This is a genomic window from Aliterella atlantica CENA595 (genome assembly GCF_000952155.1).
GTDB classification, from domain to species: domain Bacteria; phylum Cyanobacteriota; class Cyanobacteriia; order Cyanobacteriales; family Chroococcidiopsidaceae; genus Aliterella; species Aliterella atlantica.
Genome location: NZ_JYON01000014.1, coordinates 116,444 through 134,290 on the forward strand (window position 1 = coordinate 116,444; position 17,847 = coordinate 134,290).

Consider the following 17,847-nt stretch of genomic DNA (forward strand, 5'->3'; position numbering starts at 1 on the left):
AACCTAAAACATATCAGCAGGGTCGGCTGCTTGGAGTTTGCGGGTAGCGATCGCGCCCGACATTCCACACATAATTAAAGTCAGCATCAGCACAATAATTGCCCGTAAAGCTGTCATATAAAGCGGTAAAGCCGTTGCTTTAGCTGCTAAAGCATAAAGTCCTACAGGCAAGATCGCACCAGGAATAAAGCCCAAAATCGCCAGAATAATTGCTTCTTCAAACACTACACTTAGCAAATAGGCATTGTTATAGCCCATCGCTTTGAAGGTGGCGTATTCTTTGAGATGAGCGTTGACATCTGTTGACAGCACTTGATAAACAATTACTACACCAACAACAAAAGCCATTGCTGTTCCTAACCCAAATATAAAGCCAATTGGGCTTTCACTTTTCCAATAATTTTCTTCAAATTCAATAAATTCTGCGTGTGTCATTACTCGCACATCGTTGGGTAAATGCGATCGCATTGCCTTGACTACTTGCTCATCGTCAGCGCCAGGAGTCAAATACACTAATCCCAAACTAATACTTGCCGCTTCTCGTCTGGGAAACATCAATAAAAAGTTCTGGTCGCTTGTTATCAAAGTACCATCTGCGCCAAAAGAAGCGCCCAAGGTAAATAAACCCGCCACTGCGATCGTGCGCCGTTCAACTTCAGTTGTTACAGTTCGATCCTGCGTAACAGCCGAAATTGTTGCTTGATAATCGCCGCGACTTGCGCGATCGAAGATTACTGTATCGGGCAGCTTTAGTTTGTTCAATTGCCGATCTACTTCAGGCAAGTTCAACGCAGAGCGATCGGGATTAAAGCCTATTAATTGCACTGTGCTTTGTCGCCGCGTTATTGGGTTCTTCCACACAATTGTATTGGCGTAAAATGGCTCTGCATCTTTCACCCCAGCAATATCCATTGCCTGATACAGCCGCCGCCGCGAAAATGTATACAAGTTCTGCATATTCCGCGCTTGCGGACTGAGCAATACTATGTCAGTTTGTAGGGAACGATTGAGCCGAGTGTTGCTATCGTACAAGGCATTTTGAAAACCCAGCTGCATAAACATCAAAATGTCTGCAAAGGCAATGCCAGAAAGTGCTACCAATAACCGCCCTCTCTCATGACTTAGTTGCAGCCATCCCAAAGGTGTGCGACGTTTTATCCATTGCATCATGGCTCAATTACTACCTTTACTTGCAAGTTGGTAAACTTTGCTGCTTTTTGACTTGAAGCTGCATCTAAGGCTACATAAACTTCAACTACTCTGGCATCAATATTGGTGCTAGGGTCAGTGTTGATAATTTCCTGTCGTCGTACTTGAGAACCAATTTTGGTAACAGTTCCAGATAATTCACCTGGTAAGGAATCGCTGGAAACTCTTACTTTTTGCCCTATATGGACTCTATTTACATCGCTTTGATAAACTTCGGCGATCGCTTCCATTTGCCCTGTTTGCCCTATTTCTACGATGCCATCGTTGGAAATAACTTCGCCCGAACGGGTGTGAATATACAACACCTCTCCATCAACAGGCGATCGCACGTAAGCTTGTGCTAGCTCTGCTTTTGCCCGATTTCTTGCCGCGATCGCTTTCTCAACTTCGGCGCGATCGTAAGCTACATCCACCGGACGCACTTCAGCAATTTTATTTAAGGTTGCCTGCGCTGCATTAAGCTCAGAAGGGAGAGTTGATTTCGTGCGCTGAAGTTCTGCTTGGGCTGCTTGCAGGCGCTCTTGTGCTGTCTCTAAATTTAAACGCTTTGAGTCTCGTTCTGATGCTGAAATTGCTCCATTTTCATAGAGCGATTGGTATCTTTGATTTTCTGTTTGGGCATTGCGCGTTTGGGCGGTTAATCGAGCAATATTTGCTATTTGCGAACTTATATCTCCCTGTCTTTGGGCTGCTAAACGCTCAATTTCTGCCTGTTGTGCCGCGATTTCGCCTTTTTTTGCCCCTGTTTGAGTAACGGCGAGTTTTGCCTGGGCTACAGCTACATCTTTTTGCGCTTCATCTAATGCTGCTTGGAGGCGATCGCGGTTGTCTAAAATGGCGATCGCACTTCCCTTTTTGACGCGACTTCCTTCTTGTACCAATATGCGATCGACTCTATTGCCACTATTAGTAGTTGGTGCAGAAAGTTTGATTACTTCTCCTTTTGGCTGCAATCTTCCTAAGGCTGTAACAGTTCTAATCGCTGCCTCGCTGGCAACTTCCGGTTGCGGTGGTGAAGTTGATTGGAAGCGCCAGAACAGTCCTGACGCTACGCTGCCTATACAAAGTGAAGCTATGGCGATCGCCATCCACCGAGACTTGCGAACTTTTCCAGCTACACTTTCTTGCACGTTTACATTTTGCATTGCCAGTGCCTCCTCTCACTGAAATTAGTAATTAAACTATACTGTTCAGTCTATGCAAACACTAAACTAAACCGCTTAGTATAGTAACGTCAAGTTAAAATTTCTAAATTAGTCCGAAGGGAAAGATTAGAGAATGGGAGATACAAACTCCACATCCACAGAGCGCCAATTATCTTCAGAGAAAGCCGAAGCAATTTTAGCTGGGGGGATGCAGGAATTTTTGACTCACGGTTTTGCAGCAACGAGTATGGATAGAGTAGCAAAGTCAGCAGGAGTATCGAAAGCAACGGTTTACAGTCACTTTCAGGATAAAGAAGGCTTGTTTAACGCTTTAATTAGGCGCCTAGTAGAGGAACAATTTAGTTTAATTTTTGCCTCTAGTGACAAGGAAATACAGCAAGCAGATCCAGCGATCGTTCTGAGCGCCTTAGCAAATCGAGTATTAGAGGTAGGAACGAAAGATCCGCAATTTATCAATTTCATGCGCGTGATTCTGGGCGAGTCAGGGCGATTTCCTAAGCTAGCGCGTGCTTTTGTACGCAATATAGAGAAAACTGCCTTTAATACGCTATGTCAATACCTTAGCTCTTGCCTTAATTTATCCGATCCTGAAGCAACGGCAAGAATTTTTGTAGGAACTCTTGTGCATTATCTAATTGTGCAAGAGATGCTACATGGTAAAGATATTTTGCCAATGGAACGCGATCGCTTAGTAGAAAACTTAGTAACTTTGATCGTTGGAAATTCAGCAAAAAAGATTTAAAGAGATAGCGATTCTTATTTCTACTGAGTATAAATTACTAAAATTTGAGGATTAAGCGCTGCCAATTTTCTTGGCTACAATGTTTACCATTCCACCATCAGACGTATCTTGAATAATAATCAGACTTAACTTTTCCATCTGTTTAATTAACCAATTCTTATCTACTCGCAACTTGCAATAAGAACTGGCTTTAAATACCCATTGCGTACCTTCCTTGTAATAAAGCAAGTCATGCACCTCGACAAATCCCTGATGATACTCAAGAAAGCAAGTTAAAATTCTGCTGTCATCACTTCGCACCGGAATGAAACGCTGGTTTCCGAAAAGTTCTCCTGAAACATAATCTCGGAATGTTAAAACTATTATTCCGCCCTCAGTAAGTTTTTGACTCACCTCAGATATTAAATTGCAGACAGCATCACGAGAATCGAGATGAGTTAGCGTGTCACCCATACAAACTACTAACTGCGGTTGATTACTGATATGTTTACTAAAGTTCAGTAGATCGTCCTGAATTGTTGTAATAGGCAGGTTGATAATATTTTCTTGTAACTGAGATAGCAACACAGCGCAAGAATCTATTGCAAGAACTGAGTAACCAAGTTCTGCTAGTGGAATTGACTGAAATCCTGTACCGCAGCCTAAATCAATTGCTAAACCCTTTGGAGCAGTATCAAGCCCTAGCTGATGAAATAAGCTACGATTGCGCTCCAAAGCTACATTTACATCCCCAGCCATCCAGCTATAAATAGCCCCAAGATGCCGCTCGTAATGTTCTTTAGCATTATTCATTCGAGCGGTGCAAAATTTAAGAGAAAACTATTAATAAAGGAGTTCCTAATTGAAAACTCCTTTATTGACTTATAGTGTAAAACACAAAAAACTACGCACCTACTACTTCTTGGGCTGCGTACATTACTTTTAGAGTAATTATACTCATTAGTGGCAGAGCTATTTTGGATAAAAAGACAGGAACATCAATGTTGGGAAAGTTTTATCTTAGTTTGAGCGGTTGAGCTAAGAAGTGCGATCGCTTAGTGGAAAATTTGGTCAAGGGAGATCGTTACTAACTCAGAGAAAAAGCCTTAATACCTAAAATTGCTTAACTTTGTTGCATACAACGCAGATCTTCATGAGGCGGATGCCAACCGCCCCTTATCCAAAAGTCACGCGCCCTTTGAATAAAACCATCGTTGTGAAATTCGTCATTTAGGTCAAGGCGATTAATAGTTGCCCTACCTACAGAAGTTAGGCTAATAATTTTTATTCCATCAGCCGTCCAGATAAAATGTTCTGCCCACACTTGCTGACGCGGCTGAAACAATGGAGTTTCTAATCTAGATTCAGAGTCAATTCCGGTTAAAAAATTATAGCGACGTTCGTTACAGCGACGACAAGCCAGCGCTAAATTATCTAATTCGTCAGAACCACCCAAAGATTGCGGAAGTATATGTTCCAGCGTAAACAGATCGGCACTGCTCCATTCAGGAGAGTGGCAGTATTCACATAAAAATTTAGCTCTATCCCGCACTAATTGGCGAACGACCTTGTTAACAGTCACGGTTGGGCAATAACCATAGCGTTAATTAGAGTAAAAATTCTAGATAACTCAGATATTCCCGCTAGTTCTGCGGATTCTTCTGGTGTAAGTAATCCAACTTTATTGCGTTCTAATAATTCATCAGAACGAGCCTGTAAATCGTCAGTAAACTTGAATAAATTGAAATTATTTACTGGTCTTATTTCAATACCGTTAGGAAGTAAAGATGAAGGCTGAATCATCATTTGTGCAGTCATTATATCTTTTCCTTCGTTTTTAATAATGATTAGTACATCTCTATCTTATTTCAAATGTAACTTTTCCTCGTTATAACCTCTGCGTAACCAATAAATATTGCCTGAAGTGACTGTAAATACAAGTCGTACGGGTTTAAACTGAAGGATCGCCTTCTTCCTCAACAATCGGTCGGTAGGTTTGAAAAACTCTAAACTCTTCTGTAATTGCCCAATACTGTTTTAGCTAATAATACCTCTGCTTCAGCATCTTTGATGAATGAATATTTCTAGTTAGTATTAAAAATTGTTGTAATGTTGCGATCGCTTCTTGTAGTTGTCCTTGCTTGCTGTAATAGATCGAGCCTTAATGGCATACAACTGTTTTATCTAAACCAAGTTCGCACAAAATTCTTCTTACCTTGTGTTTTCTTCTATGCGACTTAGAAGATCGATAATTGCTATGAGTACCTGGAATGTTACGTAAACGCTAATAATGCCGATTGCAAAAGACATTAGAGCCAAAATGAACCCAGATACACCGAGCACGCCTGATAATTGTGCAAGCAGAAATAAGGAATAAAGTGCTACAAATCCAAATCCGACTAACTTAAGTGTTTTTAGTGTATTAATTAATCCTTGATATAGTCTGCTTTGACTCGGCGTGCTTGATGGTGAAATGTTACTCATGTTTAACTACTTTTAGACAATAGTTAGGGTGGAAAAACCCACCCTAATAGCTCCTAATTAAACGCCTACAGCTTCTTTGGCGGCGTACATTACTTCTAAAGTAATTACACTAAAACCGCGATCGCCCAAATTTTTCAGTGGCAAACCCAATCTGTAAGTATATCATTTAGGGGAAGTATATAAATCAAACTCCTCATCCAAAGATAAATACTTAGTTATGGATTCTCTTAAACAAAAGATAGTCGAGAAGCTAGAACATTTACCAGTCACAGCACTTCAGGAAGTTCTAAATTATGTTGATTTCCTAGAGTGGCGAAAGACAGATCGCAAGCGATCGCTAACATTTGCAGTAGATAATTTAGAAAAAGAACGCGAAGAGGCTTGGAGAGAAATAGGTGAAAATTGCCCTATTGAGTATGTTGGGGGAGTATTGGTAGTAAAAGCTCAAGGTGCAAAAAACCTGGAAACAGCCGTACAAGAATTACGGGAAGAAAGGAGCGAGGAAATTACATCTTGGTGAACGTACTATTTGACACGTCTGTTCTTGTAGCAGCATTGATAGTCGATCATCCTAAGCATTCGGAAAGTCTACCCTGGTTGCGGCGCGTCAAAGCAGGAGAAATTCAAGGATTTATTTCAACTCACACTTTAGCTGAATTGTATGCTGTGTTAACTCGCTTGCCTCTTTCTCAACCGATCGCACCTACGTTAGCACAACGTTTAATCGAAGAAAATTTAGATAAGTTTCAAAAAGTGGTTTTGACAGCCGAAGATTACCAAATAACACTCGTTAGACTGGTGAGGTTAAATATTATTGGTGGCAGTATTTATGATGGGTTGATTGCTCAAGCAGCGCTCAAAGCAAATGTAGATATATTACTGACTCTAAACCCAAAGCATTTTAATAGATTAGGAGATGAAGTAGCTCAGTTGGTACAAGTCCCAACGTAGCGCGATGCCAAGCTTTATTATTTCAGGTGGGCATTGCCCACCCTACTAACTACTAACTACGCGCCTACAGCTTCTTTGGCGGCGTACATTACTTCTAGAGTAATTACACTAAAACCGCGATCGCGGGCAAATTTTTCGGTGTTACGCTTAACTTTACCGCGGACAAATCCAGGCACTTTATTTAGTTCTGCTTGTGCTTCTTTATTCCAACCTAAGTCAGAATCAGCGGAAATACCTTTAGTAATTACTTCCTTGGTATCGTGTCCGCCGAAGATTTCTAGTAAGTGGTCTTCCATGCCTAAAGTAAAGGAATTGTAGACTAAATCGGCAATTTGGTTTGTACCTTCGTAGCCGCAAAATGGCTTGTAACCAATGGGGAAGTTCTGAATGTGGACGGGCGCTGCAATTACACCGCAGGGGATATTTAGACGCTTACCTACGTGGCGTTCCATTTGCGTACCGAAGATAGCCGATGGTTCCACGCGGGCGATCGCATCTCCAATTTGTCCGTGATCTTCAGTTACGATAACTTCATCGCAGTATTCGCCTACTTGCTCCTTAAACCACTCTGCATCGTACTTGCAATAAGTACCAGCCCAAACGACATGAATGCCCATTTCCCTCGCTAATATCTTCGTCATAGCAGCGGCGTGAGTGCTATCGCCAAAGACTACAGCTTTCTTACCAGTTAAATTCTGACAGTCAATTGAGCGCGAAAACCAAGCAGCTTGAGAAACATACAAAGTCTGCTCGTTAATAAAGTCTTCGTAGTTTACATCCGCGCCTTGCTCGTTAAGTATCTGCTGAATTTTGCGAATACAACGCGCTGTCTCTACTACACCCATCGGCGTAATATCTATATATGGCATTCCAAATTCTTGTTCTAGATACTTCGCCGCCATTACTCCTAGCTCCCGATAAGGTACTAGGTTAAACCAAGCTTGGGAAAGTCTTTTCAGGTTGTGAACGGATGCTCCTTCTGGAATTACCTCGTTAACTTCAATCCCCAAATCGGTCATCAACCGTTTTAATTCGGTGCAATCGTGGTGATTGTGGAAACCGAGGCTGGAAATACCTAGAATATTGACTGACGGCTTTTCAGTTTTACCTGTAGGAAGTTCGCCTTTTTTGCGGGCTTTTTCTGTATATAGCTGAACTATTTGCCGCAGGGTAATATCAGCCGCTTGCAATTCGTTGACGCGGTAGTGGTTGACATCAGCAAGCATGACATCCGACTTGGTATCGATGGAAGCACGTTCGACAAAGTTTTCTAAGTCTTCTTGCAAAATGCTAGAGGTACAGGTAGGCGTAAGCACGATCAAGTCTGGGCGTTCTTCCACGTCTTTACGGGTAATGTTGTCTACTACCTTTTCTTGAGAACCACGCGCTAATACGTTTCGGTCTACAGAGCTAATAGTAACAGGAGTAAAATTGCGATCGCGCTCTAGCATCGAACGCATCACGTTGAAATAGTCATCGCCAATCGGTGCGTGCATAATGGCGTGGACGTTTTTAAATGAACTGGAGACGCGCAAAGTACCAATGTGGGCGGGACCTGCATACATCCAGTAAGCCAATTTCATATAAAACTTGCTCCTAAAAATTGCTAAATCTGTATTTTTGCTGGTTTCAAGAGTTTTATTCTCTCAAACAAGTAGGTAAGTAAGTGCTTCAAACTGTAAAGCCACTTTACCTACTTGTAAATACTTGAAAACCTTTTGTTAACTAGGTTTTAGCTTATAACTTCAGCGCTATTGCCGCTATAATTCTTCATCTTTTGCTACATTCCTTGATGCAAGGCTTGTAATTGGGCGGCGAGTAAATCCTGAATGCCTTTTTCTGCCAAATCCAGCATTTGATTCATTTGGGTGCGGTTAAAACTGCCTTCTTCAGCAGTTCCCTGAACTTCAATAATGCCCAAATCTCCATTCATAACTACATTTAAGTCCACTTCAGCAGCGACATCTTCAAGGTAGTTAAAGTCTAGTAATGGTTCGCCTTGCAATAGTCCTACAGAGACAGCAGCAACTTGATGGCGAATCGGCGACTTTTCTAATATGCCTTGTTTTGTTAGGGATGCGATCGCCGAAGCTAAAGCCACATAGCCCCCAGTAATAGACGTTGTACGGGTTCCTGCGTCGGCTTGGAGTACGTCAGCATCTATGGTAATTGTCCGCTCTCCTAGTGCGTTTAAATCCACTGATGCGCGTAGGCTGCGTCCGATCAATCTTTGAATTTCTTGAGTGCGTCCAGATAATCTTAAAAATTCTCGTTCTTGGCGCTGAGGTGTTGCGCTAGGTAACATTCGGTATTCAGCCGTCAGCCAACCTTTACCCGTACCCGTGAGAAATTTCGGTACGCCATTTTGAATCGTCACGCTACAAAGTACCTGAGTATCGCCACATTTAGCTAAAACTGAGCTAGCAGCAAACCGAGTAAAGTTAAGCTCAAAGCTAATCGGGCGCAGTTGGTCGCTTTGTCTGCCATCTGAACGCTGCCAAGACATTGTTGTTGCCTCATGTACGCTCGTTCTAGAATACAGCACTACTTAGACATTATTTTATGCACGCGCAACTTCCTAATTGCTGTTGACCAATTCTCATATCTAGTGTTAGATCAAAAGACTTAGACAAGAAATACGCTACATATCTGCATTCCCTTCATAACGGTTAAATGTTGTCCTATGGTTGCCCAGCTAGAAACTCCAGCACTAAATACTCCTAACTTACCTTATGCGATCGCTGGACTGGTACAAGTATTTACCTGTTCGCCGCGCTGCTTTATTACTAACGTGATGGCGCAAGCGTTAAGAATTGCTGGACAAGGTACGCCTGTATTGGTAGTGCAGTTTCTTAAAGGCGGGATAGGGCAAGGTTTCGAGCATCCAGTACAGTTAGGGCAAAGCTTAGATTGGATTCGCTGCGATTTGCCTCGTTGTATAGATACGCCGCAATTAGACGAGGCAGAAACTAAGTCACTGCTAGCATTGTGGCAGCATACGCAAAAAGTAGTATTAGAAGGAAAGTATGCTTTTGTCGTGTTAGATGAATTAAGTTTAGCGATCGATTTTGGGCTAATTCCGCTTGAGGAAGTATTGGAATTTATTAAAAATCGTCCCAGTCATGTAGATATTGTCCTGACAGGACCAGAAATGCCGCCAGCACTACTAGAAATAGCCGACCAAATCACTGAAATTCGCCGCAGCCACCAACCTTGACAGTGACCAGTGACCAGTGAACAGTTAATAATTATCCTTCGAGGGGTTTAGATTCAATTCCTTTGCTGATTGAAATATTTATTAGAGTTGCATTTCAATGTATCCTTAGTATTCCGCTTCGTTTATCTACCCTGTGAAGCTTGTGATTAAAAACGATATCTGGATTACTAAAATGGCTAGCGAAGGCATGATTGTGCCTTTTGAAGCAAAATTAATTAGAAAACATCAGCACAATCCAGCATTGCCATTACAGCCTGTAATTAGTTACGGGCTTTCTTCCTATGGGTACGATATCCGTCTTTCTCCTGCAGAATTCCGTATTTTTCGCCACATTCCTGGAACAGTAGTAGATCCAAAAAAATTTAATCCTGAAAACTTAGAACAAACGCAACTGCATACAGATAATAGTGGCAATTATTTCATCTTGCCCGCTCATTCCTATGGTTTAGGTGTTGCTTTAGAAAAGCTCAAAGTTCCTGCAAATATTACAGTTATATGTATTGGAAAAAGCTCGTATGCAAGATGCTTTCGAGGAGATACTCGTGTAGCTTTAGCTGACGGAACATCTCCTACGTTAGAGGAAATGTCTCGCCGCGCTGAAAATGGCGAACAATTTTGGGGATACAGTATTGGTCAACATGGAAGAATAATTGTCACTCTTTTAGAAAGTCCAAGATATATTGGTCGAGATTCTTTATTGAAGGTAACTTTAGATAATAACCAATCGATATTTTGTACGCCCGATCATCTCTTTCTTACCAGAGATGGGCGCATGGTTGAGGCACATACTCTTAAACCTCAAGATTCTTTAATGCCTTTATATCGTCAATTGGCTCGTGGTTACGAAATGGTGTACCAGCCACTTAACGGATATCTCTACCCTACTCATCGATTGAGCGATGAATGGAATTTAAGAAACAATATTTACGAAGATATTTCCAATACTCACCGCCATCACGTTGATTTTAATCGGTTGAATAATAACCCTTGGAATATCATGAGGATGGATGCTTCAGAGCACATCCGACTGCATAACAGCGAAAACTACAGTCAAGATTTCGACCCTAACGAACATGGAGAAGCAATTTCTGAAGCGATCGCTAGATTAAAACAAGATCCTCAATGGAATGCGATGTTTTCCGAGCAGCAAAGGGAAAAAGCATTAAACTTCTGGCACGATCCTAAGTATGCAGAAGCGCGTCAAAGAGTAATTTCAGGTAGACAAAATTGCTCTGATGCTACAAGACAAGCTCATCGTCAGGCAATGCTTGAATACTATAATGACGCAAAAGCAAGAGCTTTAACTGGCTCTCATAGCAGAGAAGTTTGGGCAAAGGATGATGGAACGAGACGCTTTCATCAATCGCAATTAATGAAAAAGTTGGTAGATGCATCTAAAACTCGCCATGAAATCACTGCTAATGTATTACGAGATGCTTTAGATCGAACTGGTTCTATTCGTGGTGCTGCTAGATTATTAAATTGCGATCGCTCTGCAAGTAGACGCTTTCTGGACGTTATTCATGCGTTTAGAGGTCAACCTCTGAAAAACCACAAAGTTGTATCTGTAGAAGATGTACCAGGTACTCACGATGTTTATTGTCTGACGGTTCCTGAAGCGGGTAATTTTGCTTTAGAAGCAGGAGTTTTCGTTCATAATTGTGGAATAATAGCTAATCTGACCCCTGCTGAAGCGGCTTGGAGAGGTCATTTAACTTTAGAATTTTCTAATTCTTCTAGTGCTGATTGTCGCATTTACGCTAATGAAGGTGTAGTGCAGTTGCTATTTCTAGAAGGTGAACCTTGTGCTACAAGTTACGACGATCGCCAAGGTAAGTATCAAGATCAAGCAGAAGTTGTCACATTGGCTAAAGTTTAATTTTTAGAGGTCGATCTTGAGTGTAATAGTGTTGATTTAGTAAGGCTAATTCTGCTTTTTGCAGTTCGCAGCCTAAATACATTGCGTGTCCAACTTGCAAAGCTGGACAATCAGCGGCTATTTGTCTACAAAGTTGAGTTGCAGATTTACCAGAATAACAGTTAACTACTTCGCCTGTACCTGGTGTCATGTGTTCGACGACTATTTCGCTATCTTGAATATTAATTACAAAACTACCTGAAGGATCGGCGTAGTCTCTTTCCTGAAAAGCTTTCTTATATTGATTTGCAATTAAATTATCGGCATTCTCCCAACAATCATCGTAGATATGGGCGCTTTGGCTAATAGTAATTAACGGTCCCATTTGCAAATTATATTTAGAGCGATCGCATATTTCATCTCGAATATGTTGCTGCAACGCCCTCAACCCCATTGCATTTGCAACCCAAGCAGAAAACATATCATTACTGCGAAAAGTTGCTGTCAAAGATAGTTCGTTATCAATTACTCTTAGCCAAATATGATTGAGACATGGCGGACTACTATTTGCTTCGCCGTCTTGCACGTCCCATAAAGACATGACTACCCTAGCAGAATCAATATCAGCTATGAGTTTGCCAATTGCTTGTTCAACTTGATCTAAACCAAAATGCGATCGCAATCTTTGTCCATAAGTGTACTTCACGCCTTCCACAGTAGGGGCATCGTCTAATATCTGAGATACATATTCGCTTATAAAAGTGCGATCGCATGGCAAATAATTCGGTTCGGGAAAATAAAACCCTTCCGGTTCATCTGTAACAATCGCCATTAAATCGATTAATTCCTGCCATTGTCCATCATAGCCAGTCGGGCGAATTGTGCCTGTAGTTTTGATGCGATGAACGATTTTTACCCAAGTTTCAGCAATGGTTTTGCCTTCAATCCGGTGTCCGTAGCGCGTTCCTGGTAAAACAGTTGGTTCTACAGTAGCTAAAGGATAGGTTTTAGGTTCACCCCAAGGTTCAACTCGTTCTCTTTTGGCTAATTGTTTTACTTGACTTGCAGCTTCAGCAATTGTTTTAGCTTCAAAGCATTCTACAGACGCGCGTAACTGCTCTAAATCATCTGCTGCAATTTCAATATCTATATATCCTACTACCGCAGAACGAATAACCCAGCACTGCTTACCTGTATCGGTTATTCCTAACTCAAACCCGTTACCAAAGAAGTCAAGTAAACAAGTACACGCACCTGCATTGCGGTCTTCCTTTGTAGCATTAAGCACAACTAAATACCTTACCACTGGGTTAGCGAGTAAATTACGAATTAATAGCGAAATACCTCTTGTTGGACTGTAACAAGCGCCTATCCCTGCATATTCGTAGGGTTGTAAGTGTTTAGCAACGCTTTCTTTGACTGTCCAACCCGTTACAACTACTGTTTGCCCGCTACCACAAATAACCTGATTTGGCTTGTACGCAGGTCGATAATAAAGCTCTTGAGATACTAAATTAGTCATTTAAACACTATACACCGTGAGATTATGGCACTTCGGCGGTAACTTAGATACTCTCTTACATACATCTGCAATGCGGGGTCTTTTCGTTTGTAATACGAACGCCTTGATATAAGTCTTACCACCTTCGGTGTAAAATCTATAACCGTTCTCGGCTAAAAGCTGCATTATCTGCCATTGTTTGGTTGCGCGGCGTGGCGGTGGCTCAAAATAAATGCCCATATCTATTGTTGGTTTGGTGCAGTCTGGACATTTGCGATCGCACGTTGATTCCCTAAGTAGGCGACGGTGAAAACTTTTACGGCAGCTAAAGCAAACCCAATTCGTGTATAAACTCATTTGGCAGGTGTGCGCTCAAACTTCAATTTTACAGGTAGTAATGCGAACAAGAGTGAGATATCCAGCGCTCTATTATGGTAAATCTTGCTCTCCATAGGCATACAAGTCTAAATCTACTTCCGCCCCCAAGGCTACTATCTTACGCATTGTTGCTTTGTCGATATGCCATCCACTCATCCAGCCTCGATATCCTTTGTAGCAGATGCAAATAGATGTTTCACAATTGTTTTGAAGATTGGCGATCGCTTCTTGGGCTGGTTCAAGTCGATCTAGTAAGAACTTTAGCTTTGTCTCTAAACTTCCTGGCACGTTTTTTTGTGGCTCAAAGTACCAGCGATGTTCCTTAAATTTTAGCCGAGGGTTGCGAGGATTCTTTGGTTCTCCTAACAAACGCTTGCTAGTTGGGTTCAACTTTACCTTTTCTGTAATTGTGTCTGGAGCGAGTGTAGTGCTGGCGATCGCTAAATATACCCGTACTGATGCTTCAATGTAGGCAGCAGATGCAATCGGTGTTTTTTGTTCTTCTCGAATAACAACGACAAAATGATAAGGCTGATCTTCAATACCAAAATAAATATAATAAGCACCTAGTTCGCTCTTCTCATCTACCAGCAAAATCAACGGTTTTCCATCTTGAACCACGAGCTTGTGTACGGCTAACACCTGTTGAGTAACCCCAAGTGTTGGACGCAAAACTTCAGAAATTGCTGCTGATAATGCTAAATATTGCAATTTTGCCTCTGCCCAATTGACGCATAGCTGCTCATAGTGTAATAACTCAAGGCTGTTTGGGGTTGTGTAATGTTGGACTGCTGGCTGAAATAACTTTTTACTTTTTAATGACTTACTTTTCTCAAAAATGACTTTTCTATAGCAATTGTTTAAGAAACATTCATCACTGAGTCTTGAGGTAAGCAAGTTATATCTGTTGTATCACACCAACTGAAAATCGCTAGCTTTGTTACACTAATATCTGCTGCTATTGCATCTTTCTATTGTAGAAATGCCATTTTGCCAACCTCCGCTACATTTTGATGAGAATGAGTGCCAAGCATAATTTACTGATTGACATACCAACTGCAATCCCAGATGAAATATTTGAGACAATTATCTCTACGCAAAACGTAAAAATAGAAAGAATCATCTCAAAGGGTCACAAATCTGAATCAGATTTTTGGTATGACCAACACCAATCAGAGTGGATACTGGTTATAAAAGGTGAAGCAAGGCTGCAATTTGAGGATAAAACAATACACTTATCAACAGGTGACTACCTTACTATTGCGCCTCATCAGAAACATCGAGTTGACTGGACGACTCCAGAAGAAGAAACTATCTGGTTAGCTGTGTTTTACTAATCTCAAGTGATGCCTACTACAAGATAGGCGATCGCACTATTTCTGTTAATGCTTTAAGCTGTCCAATCTTCGATCTGCAACCCCGCCACTTTACTAAAATCTCGATGATTACGGGTTAACAAAATCAATCGACGAGATAGCGCAATTGCTGCGATCCGCGCATCCATCTTTGCTAGTTGAATTCGTTGTGATTGTAATTGAGCGAGTGTCGTAGCTGCACCTGTATCGAATGAGATGAGGGGCAAAGCTTTGAAGTCGGTGACGAGTCGCGCCATCATTTCATAGCCTTTCACTACGTCATTCAAGTTGCGAGCGCGATTAATGTAGGTATGGCAACCAAGCATCTGTTCGTGAAACGTCACAGTTGATACAGCAAAATCTGATAGCGGGTTCTGAGCCATGCGCGTTGAAAGGTTATTGTAATCTTTCCCTGCTTGACGCTGAAGAATACTTAGATGATCTGTATCCAATAAATATTTCATTGCTCGTCTTGTGCTTCGAGGAGAGACTCATCTCCTTGGCGGATCGCTTGTCCATAAGCAATTACTTCTTCAAAGGCAGGTTCACCTTTAAATGACCCTGTAATTTGTTGCAGCCAATTTGTCGATTCAGGAGCCACAACTTGCTTTTGCAACTGGGCGATCGCTGCTTCTGCTGCTGCAAGCCGCTCCTCTAAAGAAGTGTTAGGTGTCATTTGAGTTTTCCTTAATTAATCGTTAATTAATCGTTTCTAACTGAAGGATAACGAGCCAGTATAAGTTTGACAATATTGCAGATTTTTACAAAGCCTGTCCAAGCAAATATGGAAGTTGTAGTGAAACTTAAATGCGATCGCGCCATAACTTAAATTCTACTTTTGTCTTTGAATGGTGAGCGTATTTGTAATATAACCACAGCATATTAAGTTAACTTGAGGTGAGACTTAAAGCAGTGAAAGCTGAACCTAAACTGCGTTCGCAAATATTGCTACACAAGATGATGTCATCAAGTAGTACAGGCGATCTACTATATACTATAATATGGCAGAGATCAGTTCCTCAAATCTGTTAATTAATAATGGGCGACCATAACCGTTTGATTGAGCAAGCTGGAGTTGGATTCTTTGCTTGTGTAGTAAGTAAACTTGGATATTTGTGTCGCCTAACGGGACAGCACGACAAAGGTGTTGATGCAGAAATTGAGCTTACCCAACCGATAAATGCTTTAAGCAATAAAATAGGCATTCAAATCAAGTCTAGAAGTGAGTTTAGAAACACGCAAAAAAACGAAATATCTATAACTGTTACGGAACAGAATCTTCACTACTGGAAGTCTTACGGAAGACCTGTAATCTTGGTGACTTACTCTGTTCATGAGGAGAATCTCTATTGGGTTAGAGTTGATAATGCATCGTCACGCACAATCAAAATTAACTTAGATAAGAAACTTGATAGCTCAACTCAGCAAGAATTTCCTAAGATTATTTCGCTGTACTACGCTGAGGTTGCTCGAAATACAGAGGTAAAAAATGTATCATTTATTTTAAGTGAGATAGGTTCTACAATTAATGAAGTAATTGATCCTATAGAGAAAAAGTTGGTAGCAGCGGATAAGTTTATGTCAGTGGGAAAATTTTACGAAGCTGCACAGATATATGAGATTTTAGCCCTAGTATATGAAGATGTTTCTTCTATATGGAGTAACTGGGTTTACTGCTTAATGTTCTCTGGAGAGGTTGATAAAGCTTTCAGTATAGCTGAACAACTTGCTGTTAAATTACCTGAAAATTCAGAAGCACAATGTTTAATTGGTGTATGTTTAGGAATGCTTAACAAAGATCGAGAGGCAGAGACTCACCTATTAAAATCTATTAAGTTAGCACCTAGATCAGCGTATGCTTATACTTCTTTGGGGCTTTTATATCACTGGCAAGATCGCAATAAAGAGTCTATTGATATACTTGCTAAAGCTCTTGATTATGCTCCAAACAATGAATTTATCCTGGTTAAACTTGCAATGATTGCATTTATCTTGAAGGATTGGAATACATCACTTAATTACTATGATAAATGCATTGATGTCAATCCAAACTTCTATGCTGTTTTGTCAACAGAGGTATCGTTTATCAAGAACTGTGGCGGATAGAAGATGCGCTGAATAGCTACAATCAAGCAATAAAGATAGCTCCTGAGAAAGTTCAAGCCATATATAAAAGTGCTTACCTTCTGAAAGATTTAGGAAGGAATGAAGAATCTATTCAGCGTTATTGTGTTGTTCTTGAGAAGTATCCAGATAGTAGAGAAATACATATGGATCTAGGGATGCTCTACTGTAGAGTCAACAATTTAAGCTCTGCTGCACATCATTTTGAAAAATACTATAGTATTAGACAATCTGTCTCTCAACATAGACAAACAAAAAAAGGCATCATCATCGATATGGGATATGAAGCTTTTTTCAAGATTGAGATAGAATTCGTAGAAAATTTTGTAAGAGTAATTTCAGTAGATTCCGTTCCAGAGCTTGCTCTTCATAATGGTATGCCTATAATGAGGGAATACATAAGATTAGCTGATAAAATCAACAAGCCTCCATTTGATAGAGAAGTCTCAAGTAATCATTTTGTACCTCCTTATGACTTTCCTAGAGGAAACTGAACTAATTATTTACCTCTGATAGAGGCAGCAATGTCCATTAGAGGATTTATTATTGCTTAGTAATTTCAACCAACCTTCAAACAGCCCTCGGATTACGTCCTCACTAAGAAGTAGTAGCATAACAGTAGACATAAGCCGCAATACTAATGGTAATTCCTTCACAAGATTTTCTCATTTATGAAGGGGTTACGTCAGTTAAGTCCTCCTGTTGTAACAACTCCCATGTGAATAGCGCTTACACAGAGTTAAATTCTTTAGCTAATTAACGTCAGTTCGGGATAAGGAAAGAGCCAAAAAAGGGGCAAAACAGGTAGTCTGAAAGTAGCAACTAATCAATCTACCTGGCTGCCTTATGCTTAGTTTAGAAGAACTATTCTGCTCCGTCGATG

20 protein-coding genes are annotated in these 17,847 nt (G+C 40.9%); 8 read left to right on the forward strand and 12 right to left on the reverse strand.

All coding sequences use genetic code 11. The features are described from left to right. Nucleotides 1-3 precede the first annotated feature (3 nt). A complete protein-coding gene (devC, locus tag UH38_RS14380) occupies nt 4-1,170 on the reverse strand; it encodes an ABC transporter permease DevC (RefSeq protein WP_045055351.1) in 1,167 nt (388 codons plus the stop codon). Then, entirely contained in the window at nt 1,167-2,354 is a 1,188-nt protein-coding gene (locus UH38_RS14385; RefSeq protein WP_045055352.1) for an ABC exporter membrane fusion protein, read from the reverse strand. Before UH38_RS14385 ends, devC begins: the two co-directional genes overlap by 4 nt. A gap of 133 nt (nt 2,355-2,487) precedes the next feature. Here UH38_RS14385 and UH38_RS14390 point away from each other — a divergent pair, with 133 nt between their 5' ends. After that, nucleotides 2,488-3,117: a TetR/AcrR family transcriptional regulator gene (locus UH38_RS14390; RefSeq protein ID WP_045055353.1), complete on the forward strand. Its 630-nt coding sequence runs from the start codon at nt 2,488-2,490 to the stop codon at nt 3,115-3,117. Nucleotides 3,118-3,168: 51 nt separating this feature from the next. On the opposite strand, the gene UH38_RS14395 is transcribed toward UH38_RS14390, so the two are convergent. The 3 genes from UH38_RS14395 to UH38_RS14405 all read right to left on the reverse strand — a co-directional run bounded on the left by UH38_RS14395 (nt 3,169) and on the right by UH38_RS14405 (nt 4,914). Next, nucleotides 3,169-3,909 carry a class I SAM-dependent methyltransferase gene (locus tag UH38_RS14395; protein ID WP_045055354.1) on the reverse strand — a complete coding sequence of 247 codons (741 nt, stop codon included), beginning with the start codon at nt 3,907-3,909 and terminating at the stop codon, nt 3,169-3,171. A 310-nt stretch (nt 3,910-4,219) separates the two neighbouring features. Further along, a complete protein-coding gene (locus UH38_RS14400; RefSeq protein ID WP_045055355.1) occupies nt 4,220-4,678 on the reverse strand; it encodes an HNH endonuclease in 459 nt (152 codons plus the stop codon). Then, a complete protein-coding gene (locus tag UH38_RS14405; protein ID WP_045055356.1) occupies nt 4,675-4,914 on the reverse strand; it encodes a hypothetical protein in 240 nt (79 codons plus the stop codon). Before UH38_RS14405 ends, UH38_RS14400 begins: the two co-directional genes overlap by 4 nt. 883 nt (nt 4,915-5,797) lie before the next feature. Between UH38_RS14405 and UH38_RS14410 the strand changes: the two genes are divergently transcribed. After that, nucleotides 5,798-6,100 carry a hypothetical protein gene (locus UH38_RS14410; protein ID WP_045055357.1) on the forward strand — a complete coding sequence of 101 codons (303 nt, stop codon included), beginning with the start codon at nt 5,798-5,800 and terminating at the stop codon, nt 6,098-6,100. Next, nucleotides 6,097-6,531 carry a PIN domain-containing protein gene (locus UH38_RS14415; protein WP_045055358.1) on the forward strand — a complete coding sequence of 145 codons (435 nt, stop codon included), beginning with the start codon at nt 6,097-6,099 and terminating at the stop codon, nt 6,529-6,531. The genes UH38_RS14410 and UH38_RS14415 overlap by 4 nt, the downstream gene beginning before the upstream one ends. A 56-nt stretch (nt 6,532-6,587) precedes the next feature. On the opposite strand, the gene bchB is transcribed toward UH38_RS14415, so the two are convergent. Together bchB and rph are read right to left on the reverse strand one after the other, a co-directional pair. Further along, nucleotides 6,588-8,114: a ferredoxin:protochlorophyllide reductase (ATP-dependent) subunit B gene (gene bchB, locus UH38_RS14420; RefSeq protein ID WP_045055359.1), complete on the reverse strand. Its 1,527-nt coding sequence runs from the start codon at nt 8,112-8,114 to the stop codon at nt 6,588-6,590. 197 nt (nt 8,115-8,311) lie between these two features. Beyond that, nucleotides 8,312-9,037 carry a ribonuclease PH gene (rph, locus tag UH38_RS14425; RefSeq protein WP_045055360.1) on the reverse strand — a complete coding sequence of 242 codons (726 nt, stop codon included), beginning with the start codon at nt 9,035-9,037 and terminating at the stop codon, nt 8,312-8,314. Between the two features lie 177 nt (nt 9,038-9,214). Between rph and UH38_RS14430 the strand changes: the two genes are divergently transcribed. Both UH38_RS14430 and UH38_RS14435 read left to right on the forward strand, forming a co-directional pair. Further along, a complete protein-coding gene (locus UH38_RS14430; protein ID WP_045055361.1) occupies nt 9,215-9,748 on the forward strand; it encodes a P-loop NTPase family protein in 534 nt (177 codons plus the stop codon). A 142-nt stretch (nt 9,749-9,890) separates the two neighbouring features. Further along, a complete protein-coding gene (locus UH38_RS14435; RefSeq protein ID WP_045055362.1) occupies nt 9,891-11,627 on the forward strand; it encodes a dCTP deaminase domain-containing protein in 1,737 nt (578 codons plus the stop codon). Here the strand turns inward: UH38_RS14435 and UH38_RS14440 are convergent. The 3 genes from UH38_RS14440 to UH38_RS14450 form a co-directional block, all read right to left on the reverse strand. Next, nucleotides 11,617-13,128: a thymidylate synthase gene (locus UH38_RS14440; RefSeq protein ID WP_045055363.1), complete on the reverse strand. Its 1,512-nt coding sequence runs from the start codon at nt 13,126-13,128 to the stop codon at nt 11,617-11,619. The genes UH38_RS14435 and UH38_RS14440 overlap by 11 nt on opposite strands. After that, on the reverse strand, nt 13,129-13,464 hold the full coding sequence (locus UH38_RS14445; protein ID WP_144405686.1) for a hypothetical protein: 336 nt from the start codon (nt 13,462-13,464) through the stop codon (nt 13,129-13,131). A gap of 72 nt (nt 13,465-13,536) precedes the next feature. Beyond that, on the reverse strand, nt 13,537-14,196 hold the full coding sequence (locus UH38_RS14450) for a DUF4279 domain-containing protein (RefSeq protein ID WP_045055365.1): 660 nt from the start codon (nt 14,194-14,196) through the stop codon (nt 13,537-13,539). Between the two features lie 308 nt (nt 14,197-14,504). Between UH38_RS14450 and UH38_RS14455 the strand changes: the two genes are divergently transcribed. After that, nucleotides 14,505-14,822, forward strand: a complete 318-nt coding sequence (locus tag UH38_RS14455; RefSeq protein ID WP_045055383.1) for a cupin domain-containing protein — start codon at nt 14,505-14,507, stop codon at nt 14,820-14,822. Between the two features lie 53 nt (nt 14,823-14,875). Here the strand turns inward: UH38_RS14455 and UH38_RS14460 are convergent, their stop codons facing one another. Next, a complete protein-coding gene (locus tag UH38_RS14460; RefSeq protein ID WP_045055366.1) occupies nt 14,876-15,304 on the reverse strand; it encodes a type II toxin-antitoxin system VapC family toxin in 429 nt (142 codons plus the stop codon). Continuing rightward, complete coding sequence (locus UH38_RS14465) at nt 15,301-15,516, reverse strand: hypothetical protein (RefSeq protein ID WP_045055367.1); 216 nt, start codon at nt 15,514-15,516, stop codon at nt 15,301-15,303. Before UH38_RS14465 ends, UH38_RS14460 begins: the two co-directional genes overlap by 4 nt. Nucleotides 15,517-15,878: 362 nt before the next feature. On the opposite strand from UH38_RS14465, the gene UH38_RS14470 reads away from it, so the two are divergent. Together UH38_RS14470 and UH38_RS26785 are read left to right on the forward strand one after the other, a co-directional pair. Continuing rightward, the gene (locus UH38_RS14470; RefSeq protein ID WP_045055368.1) at nt 15,879-16,946 is read left to right on the forward strand and encodes a DUF4365 domain-containing protein; all 1,068 of its coding nucleotides are present in this window, start codon (nt 15,879-15,881) and stop codon (nt 16,944-16,946) included. Nucleotides 16,947-17,110: 164 nt separating this feature from the next. Next, nucleotides 17,111-17,458: a hypothetical protein gene (locus UH38_RS26785; protein WP_045055369.1), complete on the forward strand. Its 348-nt coding sequence runs from the start codon at nt 17,111-17,113 to the stop codon at nt 17,456-17,458. Nucleotides 17,459-17,847 lie beyond the last annotated feature (389 nt).

Coding starts and splice junctions, on each gene's coding strand:
- devC (WP_045055351.1), bottom strand. CDS start 1,170: ATGATGCAATGGATAAAACGTCGCACACCTTTGGGATGGCTGCAACTA.
- UH38_RS14385 (WP_045055352.1), bottom strand. CDS start 2,354: ATGCAAAATGTAAACGTGCAAGAAAGTGTAGCTGGAAAAGTTCGCAAG.
- UH38_RS14390 (WP_045055353.1), top strand. CDS start 2,488: ATGGGAGATACAAACTCCACATCCACAGAGCGCCAATTATCTTCAGAG.
- UH38_RS14395 (WP_045055354.1), bottom strand. CDS start 3,909: ATGAATAATGCTAAAGAACATTACGAGCGGCATCTTGGGGCTATTTAT.
- UH38_RS14405 (WP_045055356.1), bottom strand. CDS start 4,914: ATGACTGCACAAATGATGATTCAGCCTTCATCTTTACTTCCTAACGGT.
- UH38_RS14410 (WP_045055357.1), top strand. CDS start 5,798: ATGGATTCTCTTAAACAAAAGATAGTCGAGAAGCTAGAACATTTACCA.
- bchB (WP_045055359.1), bottom strand. CDS start 8,114: ATGAAATTGGCTTACTGGATGTATGCAGGTCCCGCCCACATTGGTACT.
- rph (WP_045055360.1), bottom strand. CDS start 9,037: ATGTCTTGGCAGCGTTCAGATGGCAGACAAAGCGACCAACTGCGCCCG.
- UH38_RS14430 (WP_045055361.1), top strand. CDS start 9,215: ATGGTTGCCCAGCTAGAAACTCCAGCACTAAATACTCCTAACTTACCT.
- UH38_RS14440 (WP_045055363.1), bottom strand. CDS start 13,128: ATGACTAATTTAGTATCTCAAGAGCTTTATTATCGACCTGCGTACAAG.
- UH38_RS14445 (WP_144405686.1), bottom strand. CDS start 13,464: ATGAGTTTATACACGAATTGGGTTTGCTTTAGCTGCCGTAAAAGTTTT.
- UH38_RS14455 (WP_045055383.1), top strand. CDS start 14,505: ATGAGTGCCAAGCATAATTTACTGATTGACATACCAACTGCAATCCCA.
- UH38_RS14460 (WP_045055366.1), bottom strand. CDS start 15,304: ATGAAATATTTATTGGATACAGATCATCTAAGTATTCTTCAGCGTCAA.
- UH38_RS14465 (WP_045055367.1), bottom strand. CDS start 15,516: ATGACACCTAACACTTCTTTAGAGGAGCGGCTTGCAGCAGCAGAAGCA.
- UH38_RS14470 (WP_045055368.1), top strand. CDS start 15,879: ATGGGCGACCATAACCGTTTGATTGAGCAAGCTGGAGTTGGATTCTTT.
- UH38_RS26785 (WP_045055369.1), top strand. CDS start 17,111: ATGGATCTAGGGATGCTCTACTGTAGAGTCAACAATTTAAGCTCTGCT.